The following is a 15,932-nucleotide window of genomic DNA, read 5'->3' as shown; positions in this document are numbered from 1 at the left end:
TGAGTATTATACCACTCATATATTTGGACTTAACAATATCAGTTTTCGTTTATTTACATCTTGATTATTCTAATTATCTCGCCCGGATTTTCAACAACAGGGCTATGGCCTATATCTTCTAAAACTATAAGCTCACCATTTTTAAAAGCCTTCGCAGTGATTTCCATCGATTCCAATGTCAGGATTACATCTTTGTCTCCATAGACAACCTTTACTGGTATTTCAATATTCTTTGCCTGTTCCGAATAGTTATAACTCGCTAACGCTTTTGCATTTCCTATGAATGTCTTTCTTGCCATCCTTAAAGCATCAGACATAATCTTCTTGAAGAACTTTTCATTTTCGTAAGTTGGCGCATTTATCATGAGTGCCTTCTTTATCATATCTGGATTCTTTCTGTAAAGTTCAATAATCTTGTACGCACTTTCATCATACTTTGGCATACCGTAGACCGGTGCTGGGTCAACTAATATCAGTTTCTGCAACTTAGACGGATTTTTAACAGCGTATCCCATCGCTACGGCTCCACCAAGTGAATGTCCAAGTAATATAATGTTTGAGATACCCAATTTCTCAATAAATGCACTCAATGCATCAGCGTATTTCTCGATACTTACCTCACCTTCAAATTCTTCCGAGAATCCAAAATTTGGAAGGTCCAACGCGTACACAGTGTACTCGTTCTTTGGAATTAACGCTATAAGAGGTTCAAAGAATCTTGCAGATGCAAAATTACCATGAACTAATACTAAATTCTTAGGACCTGAGCCAGATTTTATATAGTGAATTTTCCCAAACTTCGTGTCTAAGAATTGACCATACGGCTTTCGTGACTTCTTAAGATAGGCAGCAATTGAGTTTAGGTACTTCGTTCTGAATTTCCCAATATAAAAACTTACACCAAGTGGCATGAATAAAACTACAAATATAAGTATTATTCCGAACACGATTGAGAGTGATAGGTGTGATCTGCTGAACAAGAAAGGCAAAGCTGTGTATACAAGCGAACCATAGAAGGGACCATCAAGCGAAGCCATACCACCTATGACAGATATTGCTAATAAATCAAGTGACTTTGCTATTCCAAAGTCACTCGGTGCAATGTAACCAATGACATGTGCGTATAATGCACCAGCAATTCCAGCAAGCATAGAACCAATTGCGAATGCTAAAACTTTGTACTTTGCCACATTAACACCCATCACCGCCGATGCTATTTCATTTTCTCTTATCGCCATCCATGCTCTACCATTCTTGGAGTTTATTAGTCTTTGAAGAAGTATGTAAGAGATAAACAGGAAGCTGAGAACTAAGAGATATTTCTCAACATCCGAATTCCAAAGATATGGGAATGGTATATTCCTGATACCTGCGTGACCGCCTGTTAAGTGTTCAAGAGAACTGAAAAGTTGTTCTACCGCAACAACAAAACCCAATGTAGCTATTGCAAGGTAGAAACCTGAAAGTCTTAGTGCAGGAAATCCGATTAGTAATCCAAATAAAAACGCAACAATCCCACCTATTAAGATGCCAAAGACAATTGGGAGATTGTAGTTCATAACAAGAAGGGTGGAAGTATAGGCTCCAATGCTCATAAACGCTGCATGACCAATTGATATCTGCCCAGAATAACCCATTATCAAGTTCAATCCTAAGGAGGCTATCGAGTATATTCCAACAAGACTAAGGATTGTCATTATGAAAGCATTTTTGATAAGCAAGAAAGGTAATACAGCCAAGAAGATCCAAAGCCACATCATACTCGCCTCCTTATGTTTCTACCAAAGAGTCCTTTCGGGAAAAAGACTAAAACCACGATTATTATTATCAAAGATATTGTCGCCTTAAATCCCTCGAATATATAGTTGCCTACGATCTTTTCAATTACCCCAAGTATTAATCCACCAAATACTGCACCGGTAAAAGTTTCAAATCCACCAAGAACCGCCGCAGTAAATCCCTGGATTTGATAAAAGACTAGCATTGAAGGAGAGACAAAAACCTTTGGAGCGGATATGATACCAACAAGCGCAGCCATAGAAACACCAAACGCCCATGAAAAGCTCAATATCGTTCCAGTGTTTATTCCCATGTAACCGGCAATCTCCTCGTTTTCAGATACCGCACGAACGGCAATTCCAAATCGCGTATATTTTGTAATAAATGCCAGTAGTATAGAAATAGCTAACAGTAAGCTAAAAATTAGCAAATCTTGCCTCCTCAAAACCATTACTCCAAAGTTACCTCTAAGAACAAAAGGAGCACCTGTTACTAACTCAGGAAATGATTTATATTGTGTTCCCCAAATTTGAACTGCCAAACCTTCAAGAATCATAAGTAATCCAAATGTAACTATCAACATAGAACCGTGTGAAAGGTGTCTAATTGGTCTCAGACCAAATCTTTCAGTCAGTATACCCATAACCGCTGCAAAGATAATACCTACAACTATGGAAAAATAAATGTTCAGACCAAGAGAAGAAAGAAGCCACCACGTTATATACGTAGCAAACATTCCCATATTTCCAAAAGCAAAATTCATAACCCCACTGACTTTGTACATCATCACCAAACCTATAGCAACCAGTGAGTACATTGCACCTGTAGATAAACCAAGCAAGATTTGATTAATCACTTCGAAGCACCTCCAAGATATTTTTCTTGGATAACGGGATTGTTCTTCAGTTCATTTGATTTGCCATGAAGTGCCACTCGTCCATTTTCTAATACGTACCCATACTGTGCAAGATTCAACGCTAAAGAAGTATTTTGCTCAACTAGAACAACCGTAATCTTCAGCGTTTCATTTATATGTCTTATAACCTCGGCAATTTTCTGAATGATAATTGGTGCGAGTCCAAGTGAAGGTTCGTCCAAAAGAAGATATTTCGGATTAGCCATAAGAGCCCTTGCTATTGCAAGCATTTGCTGTTCTCCTCCAGAAAGTGTCCCAGCTATTTGATTTAATCTTTCTTTCAGGAATGGAAAAACACTGAATGCTATGTCAAAATTTGACCTGGAATTTGTATAAGCACCAGCCAAGAGGTTTTCCTTTACGGTCATGTTGTAAAAAATTCCCCTGCCTTCTGGACAGAGGACAATGCCTCTTCTGACTCTTTGATGTACCGGCAAATTATCTATGGCGTTCTCGCCAATGTAAATGTTTCCTTGATACTTTATACCGCCAGCTATAGCTTTAAGAGTCGAGCTTTTTCCTGCGCCATTTGCTCCAAAAATTGCTGTTATACTGCCTTCAGCAATTCTAATATCGATGCCTTTAACAGCATAAACAGGACCGTACCACACGTTAAGGTTCTTAATTGTTAAATCGTTAGCCATCAACTTTTCACCTCACAAATCTACAGCAGCTCAAGGTTGAGTTATCTCAGTTCCAAGATAAGCACTTATTACCTCTGGGGACTTAACAATCTCGTTCGGCATACCTTCAGCTATTTTCTTTCCAAAATTAATAACAGTTATTTTATCCGATATATCAAACACCATGCGCATGTCGTGTTCAATTAGGAAAGTAGTTAGCCCTGCTTCCTTTATCTTTAAAATCTTTTCTTTAAATATATCTGATTCCTTCTCAGTCAAACCAGCTGCTGGTTCGTCGAGAAGGATTATTTTTGGCTCACTCATAAGTGCTCGACCAACATCTATTAATTTCTGGTAACCATATGGCAGCGTACCCGCGTACACTCCAAGAATACTCTTAATACCGAGAATGTCGGCTACTTCGATAGCTTTTAGTCGTGCTTTTCTCTCGTATGTCGAGAATTTTGATGTCTCAAAAACACTGTCAAAAAACGTATAGTCCAAGTGGGGATGAATTCCAAGCATCAAGTTCTGAAGAACGGTAAGATATTTGAATATGATAATATTTTGGAAACTTCTGCCTATTCCGTAGTAAACCCTTTTATGAACCGGCAGTTTCGTCAGTTCGTATTCATCCAAGAAAATCCTTCCATCATGCTTTACTAAGCCAGAAATAGCGTTAAAAACGGTTGTCTTACCTGCACCGTTAGGACCTATCAATGAATGAATAGTTCTATCTTTAACGATCATAGATAAATTATCAACAGCCACAAGTCCGCTGAATCTAACAGTTATATTCTCAAGCCTAAGCATCAAGCACCAACTCCCGATACTATTTTTTTAATCTTTTCAAAACCCGCGGGCATTTTAAATAGCCCGCGGGAAATATCTAAATCCTGTTTTGAACCACGAAAAATAATTATGGTCTAATGAGATCGGTAAGTGGGACAAATTGCCCATTCTTTACTACCATAAAGTACATTGATGTTTTACCTCTTCTCAAGTTGGGACCCCAAGTAATATCTTTTGATAATATTCCATCCCAGTTCTTGAAGCTTTCAAGTGCTTTCACTAAGCCTTCTCTTGTTAAGTTTTTGCCTGCTCTCACCAAACCTTCGGTGAAGACTTCAGCTGCGATAAATCCTGCAACTGCGTAAGATGATGGAATTTCTTTTGGGTATGTCTGTTGGAAAATAGAAATGGCTCTTTGGTAGTCTCTAACAAAATCTGGTCTGTCTGGAGTTGCCAGTGGTACCCAACCAGTAAATATTACACCTTCGGCATATTTTCCAGCAAGCTTTATGAAGGATGGATCAGCATTTGGGTAAATCGTTATGATTTTGCTATCAAGACCGTAATCTCTTATTGTCTTTATCCATCTTATGGTATCTGTTATCAATCCGTAAATCACTATTACATCTGGGTTCTTTTCAACAAGCTTTATGACCGGACCGCTGTAATCAGTATCTGCTGGGTTGTATGATATTTCAACAGATGGCGTCATTTTGTAAGTCGAAAGTCTCTCTTTGAACGCTGCATACCCTTCCAAGCCTATGTCGTTGTTCATATAAACTATTGCAGGAGCTTTAAACTTTGCAATTTCACCAACGTACTTTGCAATCAGGGTTCCTTCAAGTGTGTAGTCTGGTTGAACACCAAATATGTACCTTTTTGGTGGAAACACAAGCTTCGATGTTCCTGCACCTTGGTATACGAATGGAACTTTGTTCTGTTCAAGGTAGTCCATTACCGCCAAACAACCGTAAGTACCAAGTCCACCAACTATTGCAAAGACTTTATCCTGTTCAACTAACCTTTTGACTTCGACAACTGTTTTTGCAGGGTTGAGCTGGTCATCGGCAACTATGAGTTCTATTTTCCTTCCGTGTATGCCACCACGACTGTTGATCCAGTTGAAATACGCCTTCATTCCTTTGGTCATTTCTTGTCCGATAACAGCATAAGCACCAGAAAGCGCTTGGAATGAACCAATAACTACCTTATCGTTGTAAACACCTACTTCTGCAAATACATTTACCAAGAGTACTAATGTCAAAATAAGAGCGAAGAACCTCTTCATACACCCACCTCCTAAAGTAGGATACAGTAAATTTTACTCTTAAATAATTCCGAGTTTTCTTGCTTCTTGCAAAAGGCTATCCCTAAAATCAGGGTGTGATACAGAAATCAGCGCAAGTGCTCTTTTTCTAACTGGAAGACCTCTCAACTTTACAGCTCCCCACTCTGTTACTATATAGTCAAGCTCTTGTCTCGGAACAGTGATTGGTGATCCCTGTGGAAGTAATGGAACGATTGTTGATACTTGCCCATCTTTGGCTGTTGACCTCATCGCAATTATACCTTTTCCACCTTTACTTTTTACAGCGCCACGATGAGTATCGAGTTGTCCACCAGTACCGCTGTAATGAGTTGTTCCAAGAGCTTCTGAGCAGACATTGCCAGTTAAGTCAACCATCAAAGCAGTGTTTATGCTAACCATCTTCTCGTTTTGTGATATTACGTATGGATCATTGACGTATCGACCACGTAAAAATAAGACTGAAGGATTGTCATCAACAAATTTGTACATTCTCTCGCTTCCATATGCGAAGGTACAGACAAATTTTCCGTTCCATAAGGTTTTCTTTTTGTTGGTAATAACCCCTGCCGCAAAGAGGTCAATCATACTTTCAGTGAACATCTCTGTATGAACTCCCAAATCCTTCTTATTTACCAAAAACTTTGCGACAGCATTTGGTATTCCACCGATTCCGAGCTGAATCGTTGAACCGTCTTCAATAAGTTCCACAATGTTTTCAGCTATCTTTTTTTCAATATCTGTTGGTTCGAGAAGTTCTGCCTGGGGCAGGTTATAATCTACCTCAATTAGATAATCCACATCTGTAATATGAATCTGAGTATCTCCATGCGTGCGTGGAGCTTTTGGATTAACTTCTAGAATTACAATATCGGCATTTTCCAAGACATCCTTTTCATACACAACGCTTGCCGAAAGCGTGAAAAACCCCTTCTCATCCATTGGGGAAGCAACACCAACAAACACATTTACGTGACTTGAATCTATTAAATTAGTGCCTGCTTGGTGCAAGTTGTTGGGAACGTAAAAAGTATTCCTTGAAGACTTTCTGTTGTACGGTCCGAAGAACCAAGAGTAATTATAAAACCTTTCGAAATACTCAGGGTTTGAACAAAATTCGTATGGTTCGGTATTTAGACAAGTATATACTTCCAAGCCATTAGCCTGTGTCTTATGAAGATTTCTGAGGAACATTTTTGGTTCCATTGGCGTCATTCCGACAACTATCGTCCAGTTATCTTTCAATAACGAAAGAACGGAATCAACATCGATAAGCTTTCGGTCATATAGTTCTCTTATCCTTGCTAAACGCACATCATTCGCCCCCTAAGCCTTCGAAAATGTAAACACATAGATCTTGGAGAAACTTTTCTAAATTTTCTGTCTCGGCTACTCTTCCGCTTATGAGGTACTTCTCACCTAAATAGTGTCCCAAACCCATAAGCATCAATGAATAATATTTGGATAGGACATCTTTGTCATAATTTATAACCTCATCTTTGGAAGCATTTTCAAAGAGCGATCTTAAATTACTGTAATATGGTTTATAAATTGAGATGTAATAAGTCTTTGCTAACTCCAAATCTAACGATTGACTTTCTCGAACTACTTTGTACATATTGGTATGATTTTTAAAAAACTGAACAAATGCATAAAGACCTGCTATCTCTTGAATTATCCTCGGCTCATTTTTATATCTCTCGACTGCAAGCTTAACATTGTACCTCAATCCTCGACTGATCCACTCTACAAGTTCTTTCAGTAACTCTTTTTTGGTTTTGAAATAGAGATAGAAAGTCCCTACAGCTATTCCTGAAGCTCTTGCTATATCGTAAATTTGAGTCTTGTTGAAACCATAGGTTCCAAAAAGACTTTCCGCGTTAGCAAGTATAATTTCACGTTTCTCATCACCTGAAAGCAAATGTTTGACCGGCTGAAAGTTAAAAATATCATCAGGCAACTGCCTAACGTTACCTTTAAAAACTTTGTAATTTATACCCTTCAGAACTATTTTTACAAAAATATCTGGCTGAATCTCTACATCAAGCAAGTCGCCAAAATTCACAGCAAATCTCAGTGGTGACCAGAAATAGAAATGTCCAACTTCAGACAATTCGAATTTTTTTGACACACTGTAGAGTATTTCTTCAAGATTGTTTCTAATCCATTCGAAGTGGTATTCATTTAAATGCATTGCTTTCACAAAATGTTTATTATTATTGCAATACCTTATATAGCTCAACCCTACTTCAGAAAGACTTGTTCCTGTCAGAAACTGCCTTAATCCAGAAAAAAATTCATCTGCAATTTCTCTGAAAATTTCGTCTTTACTAAGGTAATATTGGTAGAACGCAGCACTGCTTAGTCCTGACTTCTTTGAGATCTGGGAAATGGATACATTTGCAAAATTATTCTTGCTGAATAGTTTCACTGCTGCAGATTTCAATCGTTCCTTCGATTCTATTCCATCTGTTCTTTGCGGAATTCTCTTCTGCCTTGGCAAATTCTTACCTCCCAGATTTCCACTGAAAATTCTATACTCTCTCACACTCTAAACGCTGTAGCAACCTGCTGGAATCCTACTCCCGAAGTTAAGAAAATTATAACTTTCCCTTCAAGGTTATTCAATTTACCTTCGTCGAGTGCATCATCATATGCCATGTATACGCAAGCTGAACCTGTATAGCCGTACTTATGCATTATCATATGAGTTTTTTCAATGGGAAGTCCAAGTATGTCCATGACCTTTTCTATAGTCTTCTTTCTAACTTGTGTGAAGAAAATCATTCCAATTTCTTCTTTTGTTAAATTGTATTTTTCCATGAGTTTGTTAATAAGCATAGGCCAGCCTTCTTCGTTCACAGTTGCTGGATATGCAGCTCTCAAATCCAATTTATGAAGGCCTCTTTCAAAACCTTCAAGATTCATCGTTCCTGCTCCCATGTAGATACCCCAGTTCTGCCACCAGCTACCGTCTGCCCTGGAAACGCTACCGATAAAGCCAGGTTCATCAGATGCGGTAAGTATCAACGCACCTGCACCGTCACTGAAGAGCGCTTCCCAAGAGTACTTCCAGCTGAGAAATTTTGTCATTGCATAAGTACCGATAACAAGAACGTTCTTGTAATCACCCATTGCAATGTACCTTGCAGCTATATCGAGCATCAAGGCTCCGTTAGCACAGGAAGCATTAACATTAAAAGCGAGTGGTTCTGCTTTGTGTGCACCTATCAAGTACTGAACGCGAGGAGCATCTGGTGGTGAAACGGACTCTGGAGTATCAGTTCCAACAATGATTAAATCTATTTCCTCAGGGTTCATTCCTATCCTTTGTAAAGCTTTTTTTGCCGCTTCAGCTGCCATATATGTTGGTGTTTCCCAATCTTCAGAGACATGTCTGTGATTGATGCCTATCACTTCCGAAAAATATGGATCGATGGTAAATAATGTTTTCTTTTCAAATTCTGCGTTACTCATAACTTTTTGTGGAACATACATTCCTGAAGAAATAATCTTTGCATACTTCATACAACCTACCTCCCAAAGCAATTGTTGTGTGCTTCATAAGTATGATTAACGATGAATCACTCGTTATGTTTTTAGTGAATCAGCTTTCACATTATACCACTCATAGCCTGGTAAAAACTATAAATGATTAGTGACAAATATCGCACGTAATAGCAAAAGAGGTTAAATAAATTCTCATTTTGCCTAAATGCTCTTGATTTCTTTAATTTTCTTAATAAAAAAATTGACCAGGCTAATTTAAAAGCCTGGTCAGGTTAGTTTATGAAATTCATCAAATGTTGAGCAGTTTAAATTCCCAAATAGTTTTTTATATTGCTTTCTTTGTCGATAACTGGTACTATGTTACCTTCTTTGGACGTCATAATTATAACCATCCCAGGTCCGTGACCAGTTTTGAAGCAATCGGAATGGACAACTATACCTATTGAAACTGCGCCTCCTTTGTAGCCACCCGCACCATAGCCGTTGTAATGATCAGATATAGCGACGAGGTCCCCGATTCTCACTTCATCAAGTTTGTATTTCCTTATTTCCTCTTTGTCCAAGGTATTCATGTCGTAATCCGTTGCTGCTGGATTACCTGCACCGATTCCAGAGCCTGTGAGATGTGAAGGAACGATCGCTGTTACTGGTACATGAAGCTTTTTCTTCTGAACTTTTATTGGTATCTTTTCAAATAGCTCTGGGTCTATGTTTAGAACCTTTATCTCAGGAAAGTCAACGAGTTCCAATCCTTGTCCCCAGGCTTTGATTTGGATTTTATCTCCAATAGCCAATTTTTCTTTATCCGGAACCCAAATCAGGACGTGATCGATCCCACCATGTTTGCCTATAACATACCCTTCCATTCCTTTTCCATCACCAGATACTACAGTGGCTTTGTTACCGATGCAGGCTAATGCCATGCATGTTGGATTAATATCTTTGTCCTTGTTCTTCGCACTGACATCTGGCTCAATATGATCTCCATGCATCTTGAATGCATTATCGCCAAGACCAAAGTTGTAAGTTATACCACCAACTCCAGGAAAGTAATATACTCTTCCATCACCATCAACAACTGGCATTCTAACAACGGGATGTGCAACTTCAACAAGTATAGAGAGCTTTACCACGCTTTCTTTGTTCGTTTTAATGTTGTTCTTTTTCAACTTCTCCACCTCCAAAAGATTAGAAAATACATTGAATTACCACTGATTTGTGTGCATCTTTCGATTGTCTACTTCTTGTAATGAATGATATGGTTTCTCTTCGTCGGCATATCCGATACCGATTACACAGAGTACACGGTAGTTACTGGGAACATGTAATATATTCTTGATTTCCGCCTCCACGGAGAGATTATTATAGTACCTCTCATGGGCATGTCCCCAACAGCTTGAAAGGCCATAATCAACAGCTAAAAGTTGTACGTACGAAGCGACGATAGAAGCATCGGAAATCCATGTAGAGCTTGACTCATCTGCAACAATTACAAAACAGGCAGGTGCTGTCGAAAGGAAAGAAAACGCACCTTCTCTTGACTTCTTGATCTTCTCTATTACGTGCTTGTCCGTTACAATAACTATATCAACTGGTTTCTGATTTCTTCCGCTTGGTGCAAGCAATGCGTATTTGGCTATTTCCTGCAATTTTTCGTATGGAACAGTCTCATTTTTGTATTGCCTAATGCTTCGCCTCTGAAGTATAACATCTCTTAATTCCATAAAATCCCCCCTTAATAATTGTTCGCACTGCAAATTTATTATACAACACCTATTCAGAATTTGTTATCATCAGATGTGATCTTTTTAAAATGAAAAACCAGCCACAAACGCTATATTTCGCAGTGGCTGGTCTGTTTTGAAGAAGATACTATAAATTACTTATTTGATTTATCCATCTTTTCTAAAGCCTTAAGGGCAACGGTATTAAGGAAATTCCATGGTTTATTGAAGTACGGCTGGAAGAAGAAATCGGCAAAAGCTAAGTCCTTTATTTTGTATTTATTTTGAATAGCGACAGAAAGTGTATTCGCACTCTCAGTTACGTCCGCCCTTGACATAACTTGACCTCCGACAATGGTTCCATCATCTTTTCTATAAACTAATTTTACGTAAACCGGTTCATAGTCAGGCATGAATTCTGGTCTGTTGTTTTCAATTGCATATATGACGTCATAGTCAATCCCTTTTTGCTGGGCGAGCAACTCGTTTATACCAGATGTCGCTACGTTGTAAGAGAACACTTTAACACCTGATGTACCTTGAGTTCCAGGATATCTTATCCTGTCCTCAAATAGGTTATACGCTATGATTGTTCCCATCCTAACGGCATTCGTTGCTAATGGAATATACTCGTAAGAGTCTGTAGGATTGTACCATACTGCTGCACTGTCGCCCGCAGCATAGGCATCTTGGTTAGAGGTGTGTAAATATTCATCAACAATCAAAGCGCCACCGGGCAGAGTTTTGAGTTTATCTCTAAAAATATCCGTATTCGGTCTGAATCCTGTTGCTAAAACTACCATGTCAGCTTCATAGACTGATTTATTCGTTACTACCTTCTTTACACAACCATTTTCTCCTTCGAATCTCACGACGGTTTCACCCAAGGCAAGTTTTACACCATTTTCTGTCATTTCATTCTCAAGAAGTTCAGTGAATTCCTTGTCCAAATATCTTGACAGAATTCTGTCTGCAATATCGATAAGTACTACTTCCTTTCCTCTATGTTTAAAAGCTTCAGCCAGTTCAACGCCTATATAGCCAGCACCTATAACAACTATCTTCTGAGCGTTCTTTGAGTTATTGGCTATATCCTTTGCATGGTAAAAGTTCTTCGAAAGAAGTATGCCTTGTAAATCTTTTCCAGGTACATCAGGAACAATTGGCCATGAGCCTGAAGTGATAACTAGTTTGTCAAAATGGTCTTTGAACGTTTCGCCAGTCTCTAAATTCTTTGCTATTACATACTTTTCATCAAAATTAACACCGAAAACCTCATGTCTCATTTTCATCTCTGCTCCTAAATCGGAGAGTGTTTTTGGAGATGAGTAAAAGAGCTTCATTGGATCTTTAACAACACCACCAATGTGGAGAGCAATTCCACATGAAAGAAACGACACCGTGTCATTCCTTTCATATGTGGTTATTTTCACATTATCACCGTACAGTTTCTTTGCTGTCGTAATAAAAGCAGTTCCTGCATGTGTGCATCCTATCACGATTACTTTCATACAATTCAACCTCCCATAGTTCTTTTCTGCATTTTTCAAGTGATTTATATCACTTACTACTTAGATTATACTAAGTCTATTTATAGTTGTCAAGTAATTTTGTTTTTAATAAAAAAGCTCGGCATTTACCGAGCTTTTTTGATTTTGTTCGACAAAGGAATTTTAGAAGCGCTAAATTTGAATATTATAGATCTTTGAATACTTGTCTCCTATATAATCAATGAAAGGAGACGCGCTAAAGGGCTTACCAGTAACAATATGGATTAATTCCATTGGTTCGTATAGCCTACCCTTCGAATGGACACTTTCCTTCAAAAATTTGGCTATGACATCAAATCTACCTTCTTCCACGACACTTTCAAACTCTATTTCTTCCTTCATTTTTTCGTAAATCTGCGCTGAATAGAAGTTTCCGAGTGCATAAGTTGGGAAATATCCAAACGAACCGCCAAACCAGTGTGGATCTTGCATACATCCGAATGTGTTGCTTGGCACTTTCAAACCAAAGTAATTTTCAAATCTCTCATTCCATATTTCTGGAATGTCCTTTGCAAAGATTTTACCATTTATTAGGTCCCTCTCAATTTCGAACCTGAGTATTATGTGCAGATTGTAGGTTACTTCATCGGCTTCCGTTCTAATATAGGATCTTCTAACGTTATTTGCACCTCTCCACAAGTCTTCAGGTGTATATGTCTTCATTTCCGGGAATATTTCAGTGAATTTATCATAAACACTTTTCCAGAATGATAGACTCCTACCGACTATGTTTTCCCAAAATCGTGATTGACTTTCGTCAAAACCGTAAGATGCACTTGCGCCAATTGGCAATCCATAGAACTCTTCAGGAATCGAAAGTGAATAAAGTGCATGACCAAATTCGTGTATCGTAGAGTATATTGAGTTTTTTATGTCCTCTTCAAAGTACCTGGTTGTTATTCTAACGTCGTTAAGCCCAACGGGATTGGTAAATGGATGAGTTGAGACATCGAGACGTCCCTTTTTAAAATCGTATCCTAAGTATTGCAACAACCAATGGTTGAACACTTTTTGTTTTTCTATTTCAAATGTTCTGTTGAACGGATCTTCGAATTTCTCGGCAGATTCTATTTTCTTCAGAACATCTTGGATAAAGATCTTTATTTCAGAAAATACTTTTTCTATTTCTTTCGCTTTTACTCCTGGTTCGTAAAGATCAAGTAGCGCATCATATGGTTCTGTCTCATATCCAAGAAGTTCTGCATATTTCTTGTTCAAATCTACCAATTTTTGAAAGAGTGGATAGAGTTCTTGGTAATTGCCTGTAAACTTTTCTGTTTCCCATCTGTGTTCTAAGAGTGTACTTAGTTGCATCATTTCTTCAAACATCTCAGGCGGTATCTTTTTATATCTATAATATTCTTTCTTACCTAACTTTATTATCTTCTCTTCAATATCATTGCTCGGCACCGATTCTTCAAGAAGTTTTTCTAATTCATCAGATATGAGAAGTTTAAACACGTATGTACTTATATCTGAGAAAGCTTTGGCACGATATTGTGCGGCATCAGGTGGCATGTAAGTTCTCATATCCCAGTACATGAGTGAAACGGCACTTTCAAACATCTCGGCTTTGCGATAGTATGTTTTAAGTTCTTCAACTTTTGACATTCAAAATCCCCCTTTGTCTTATAATATAAACTCTAATTCCATATTGTTGAGTCGATATTGCACAGCTTCACTTATAGCTAATTTATCAATCCGTTCACTGTTGTTAAGATCAGCAATCGTTCGCGCGACTTTAAGTATCTTATCTATCGCTCTTCCAGACAATCTAAATTTCTTGGAATATTCTTTCAGAAATTCTTCGGCGTTTTCTTCGAGGATTATGTACTTTTCAACCATTTTATGGGTTAGCTTTGCGTTAAGCTTTATTCTTTCATCCTTATACCTTGTGTTTTGAATTTCGCGTGCCTTAATAACACGTTCCCGTATAGTTTCACTTGATTCTGCAGCAATATTTGTTTTACCTCGCATTTCTTCAAATGTTATTCGCGGTATTTGAATTTGTATATCTATTCTATCAAGAATAGGACCTGATATGTTTTTCCAATATCTTCTGATTTCGTATGGAGAACACTTACAAGCTACTTCTTTGTCACCATAATGACCACAGGGACAAGGGTTCATAGCGGCGATGAACTGAAAACTGGCTGGAAAAACGTGAGTTGCTTTTGATCTTGAAACTGTAACAACACCATCTTCAAGAGGTTCTCTAAGTGCTTCTAAGACATCCCTGCGAAATTCTGGTAGTTCATCCAAAAAAAGTACCCCGTTGTGAGCTAACGTTACTTCCCCAGGTTTAACGTTTGTTCCACCACCAATTATGGCTACTGCGCTAGAGGTGTGGTGTGGGCTTCTAAAAGGACGTTCTTCAATTAGTTTGGAATCGAGTAAACCCACTGCACTGTAAATCTTCGATATTTCTATCTTTTCTTGTTCACTTAGCGGGGGTAATATTGTTGAAAATCTTCTTGCAAACATAGTTTTGCCAGTTCCCGGAGGTCCAACCATCAAGACATTATGCCCACCAGCTGCCGCCACTTCAAGTGCTCTCTTTGGCATTATGTGGCCCCTTATGTCTGAAAAATCGACTTCAGATTGTGATTTCTCAATACTTGGAATGGAGTGCTGCGGAGGCTGGTAATTCCCATTGCGGAGTGAAACGACAGTATCGTATAAGTTTTTAAACGCAAGAAACTTACTTTTTGTTGCTGATGCTTCAGGAATGTTGTCATAAGGTATTATGAATGTTGTGTCAGGCTGGCTGAATTCTAACAGAATAGGAAGGACGCCTTTAACTTTTCTGATATTTCCCTCAAGTCCAAGTTCTCCAAGAACAATCATATCGAGCGTAGGAATATATTTATTCGCACCAAGTATCGCTAAAGCGATTGCTAAATCAAGGTAGGTTCCCTCTTTTTTGACATCGCTTGGCGCAAGATTAACAGTTATTAATCCATCAGGAATCAAGATGTTCGAGTTTTTAAACGCGCTGAGAATTCTTTGCTTACTCTCTTTAACCGCTGCATCTGGCAATCCAACTATGTTTATATCTCGCTTGACACTCCTTGAATTTATATCAACCTCGACTGTCACGAGCAAAGGGCTTATACCAACTATCACCGCCGACTTGGTGCTAAAATACATACCCCTATCCCCCCGAAGAATCAAATTTCAGATTTTCTCAAGACTTCGTAAGCTCTTTGAGCTATACGTGCTGTAAGCCCCCATATTACATAATTATTGTATTTATAAAAAAGTACCTTATAAATCCCTTTCTTCCAAGGATAATCTTCACCATAAAGTATAAGAGAAAATGGAAAATCTTCTCTTGGTCTCAAATCCACATCTACATAACCTACAGCATATGGTTCTCCAAAATTGTCGATAGGTGCAAAAAAAGTCTCCTTGACTTCTTCATGATTGATTTTTAATTCATCAATTTCTAATGAGACCAAAAATGGAAATATAACAGTATTAAAAGGTGTTATTAAAGGCTCTAAGTCACGTATTAGTTTACAATTCGTGATACCAAGTTCTTCTCTTAGTTCTCTCAAAGCGGCATCTTTTGGTGTTTCGTATTCTTCTATTCTTCCTCCTGGGAAAGATACCTCAAGTGGTTGAGATATATTTTCTGCCCTTACTTCGAACAGAAAACTATCTCTATAAACTGGTACAGCCACAGCATAATAAGAAAACTCGCCGAGGAATCTCAAAGTCTCACCCACA

At 38.3% G+C, this 15,932-nt stretch carries 14 protein-coding genes; all 14 read right to left on the bottom strand.

Annotated features, from left to right (window positions below):
• Positions 1-53: 53 nt before the first annotated feature.
• Entirely contained in the window at positions 54-1,757 is a 1,704-nt protein-coding gene (locus tag BUA11_RS03185; RefSeq protein ID WP_245789485.1) for an alpha/beta fold hydrolase, read from the bottom strand.
• Positions 1,757-2,635 (bottom strand): branched-chain amino acid ABC transporter permease, encoded by an 879-nt coding sequence (locus BUA11_RS03180; protein ID WP_072758225.1) that lies wholly within the window; start codon positions 2,633-2,635, stop codon positions 1,757-1,759. Before BUA11_RS03180 ends, BUA11_RS03185 begins: the two co-directional genes overlap by 1 nt.
• A complete protein-coding gene (locus tag BUA11_RS03175; protein ID WP_072758223.1) occupies positions 2,632-3,339 on the bottom strand; it encodes an ABC transporter ATP-binding protein in 708 nt (235 codons plus the stop codon). The genes BUA11_RS03180 and BUA11_RS03175 overlap by 4 nt, the downstream gene beginning before the upstream one ends.
• A gap of 30 nt (positions 3,340-3,369) precedes the next feature.
• Positions 3,370-4,131, bottom strand: coding sequence for an ABC transporter ATP-binding protein (locus BUA11_RS03170; protein ID WP_072758221.1), 762 nt, complete (start codon positions 4,129-4,131; stop codon positions 3,370-3,372).
• A 106-nt stretch (positions 4,132-4,237) separates the two neighbouring features.
• Positions 4,238-5,398 (bottom strand): ABC transporter substrate-binding protein, encoded by a 1,161-nt coding sequence (locus BUA11_RS03165; RefSeq protein WP_072758219.1) that lies wholly within the window; start codon positions 5,396-5,398, stop codon positions 4,238-4,240.
• A gap of 39 nt (positions 5,399-5,437) precedes the next feature.
• Positions 5,438-6,730 (bottom strand): acetyl-CoA hydrolase/transferase family protein, encoded by a 1,293-nt coding sequence (locus BUA11_RS03160; RefSeq protein ID WP_245789483.1) that lies wholly within the window; start codon positions 6,728-6,730, stop codon positions 5,438-5,440.
• A gap of 1 nt (position 6,731) precedes the next feature.
• Positions 6,732-7,919 (bottom strand): TetR/AcrR family transcriptional regulator, encoded by a 1,188-nt coding sequence (locus BUA11_RS03155; RefSeq protein ID WP_245789481.1) that lies wholly within the window; start codon positions 7,917-7,919, stop codon positions 6,732-6,734.
• 41 nt (positions 7,920-7,960) lie between these two features.
• Positions 7,961-8,944, bottom strand: a complete 984-nt coding sequence (locus BUA11_RS03150) for a 3-oxoacyl-ACP synthase III family protein (protein WP_072758217.1) — start codon at positions 8,942-8,944, stop codon at positions 7,961-7,963.
• Between the two features lie 287 nt (positions 8,945-9,231).
• On the bottom strand, positions 9,232-10,095 hold the full coding sequence (locus BUA11_RS03145) for a DUF4438 domain-containing protein (protein ID WP_434737192.1): 864 nt from the start codon (positions 10,093-10,095) through the stop codon (positions 9,232-9,234).
• A 36-nt stretch (positions 10,096-10,131) separates the two neighbouring features.
• Positions 10,132-10,650, bottom strand: a complete 519-nt coding sequence (locus BUA11_RS03140) for a nitroreductase family protein (protein WP_072758216.1) — start codon at positions 10,648-10,650, stop codon at positions 10,132-10,134.
• Between the two features lie 155 nt (positions 10,651-10,805).
• Entirely contained in the window at positions 10,806-12,161 is a 1,356-nt protein-coding gene (locus BUA11_RS03135) for an FAD-dependent oxidoreductase (RefSeq protein ID WP_072758215.1), read from the bottom strand.
• A gap of 171 nt (positions 12,162-12,332) precedes the next feature.
• On the bottom strand, positions 12,333-13,811 hold the full coding sequence (locus BUA11_RS03130) for a carboxypeptidase M32 (RefSeq protein ID WP_072758214.1): 1,479 nt from the start codon (positions 13,809-13,811) through the stop codon (positions 12,333-12,335).
• Between the two features lie 18 nt (positions 13,812-13,829).
• Positions 13,830-15,350 carry a YifB family Mg chelatase-like AAA ATPase gene (locus BUA11_RS03125; RefSeq protein ID WP_072758213.1) on the bottom strand — a complete coding sequence of 507 codons (1,521 nt, stop codon included), beginning with the start codon at positions 15,348-15,350 and terminating at the stop codon, positions 13,830-13,832.
• A gap of 20 nt (positions 15,351-15,370) precedes the next feature.
• Complete coding sequence (locus tag BUA11_RS03120; protein WP_245789479.1) at positions 15,371-15,931, bottom strand: NUDIX hydrolase; 561 nt, start codon at positions 15,929-15,931, stop codon at positions 15,371-15,373.
• Position 15,932: the final 1 nt, after the last annotated feature.

The sequence above is a fragment of the Fervidobacterium gondwanense DSM 13020 genome (genome assembly GCF_900143265.1).
Lineage (GTDB): Bacteria > Thermotogota > Thermotogae > Thermotogales > Fervidobacteriaceae > Fervidobacterium > Fervidobacterium gondwanense.
This window is presented reverse-complemented; position numbering and strand designations above follow the sequence as displayed.

Bases quoted from the DNA above. Each gene is read 5' to 3' on its own strand.
- BUA11_RS03175 (WP_072758223.1), bottom strand. From the start codon at position 3,339: ATGGCTAACGATTTAACAATTAAGAACCTTAACGTGTGGTACGGTCCT.
- BUA11_RS03125 (WP_072758213.1), bottom strand. From the start codon at position 15,350: ATGTATTTTAGCACCAAGTCGGCGGTGATAGTTGGTATAAGCCCTTTG.
- BUA11_RS03135 (WP_072758215.1), bottom strand. From the start codon at position 12,161: ATGAAAGTAATCGTGATAGGATGCACACATGCAGGAACTGCTTTTATT.
- BUA11_RS03150 (WP_072758217.1), bottom strand. From the start codon at position 8,944: ATGAAGTATGCAAAGATTATTTCTTCAGGAATGTATGTTCCACAAAAA.
- BUA11_RS03140 (WP_072758216.1), bottom strand. From the start codon at position 10,650: ATGGAATTAAGAGATGTTATACTTCAGAGGCGAAGCATTAGGCAATAC.
- BUA11_RS03130 (WP_072758214.1), bottom strand. From the start codon at position 13,811: ATGTCAAAAGTTGAAGAACTTAAAACATACTATCGCAAAGCCGAGATG.
- BUA11_RS03170 (WP_072758221.1), bottom strand. From the start codon at position 4,131: ATGCTTAGGCTTGAGAATATAACTGTTAGATTCAGCGGACTTGTGGCT.
- BUA11_RS03185 (WP_245789485.1), bottom strand. From the start codon at position 1,757: ATGTGGCTTTGGATCTTCTTGGCTGTATTACCTTTCTTGCTTATCAAA.
- BUA11_RS03165 (WP_072758219.1), bottom strand. From the start codon at position 5,398: ATGAAGAGGTTCTTCGCTCTTATTTTGACATTAGTACTCTTGGTAAAT.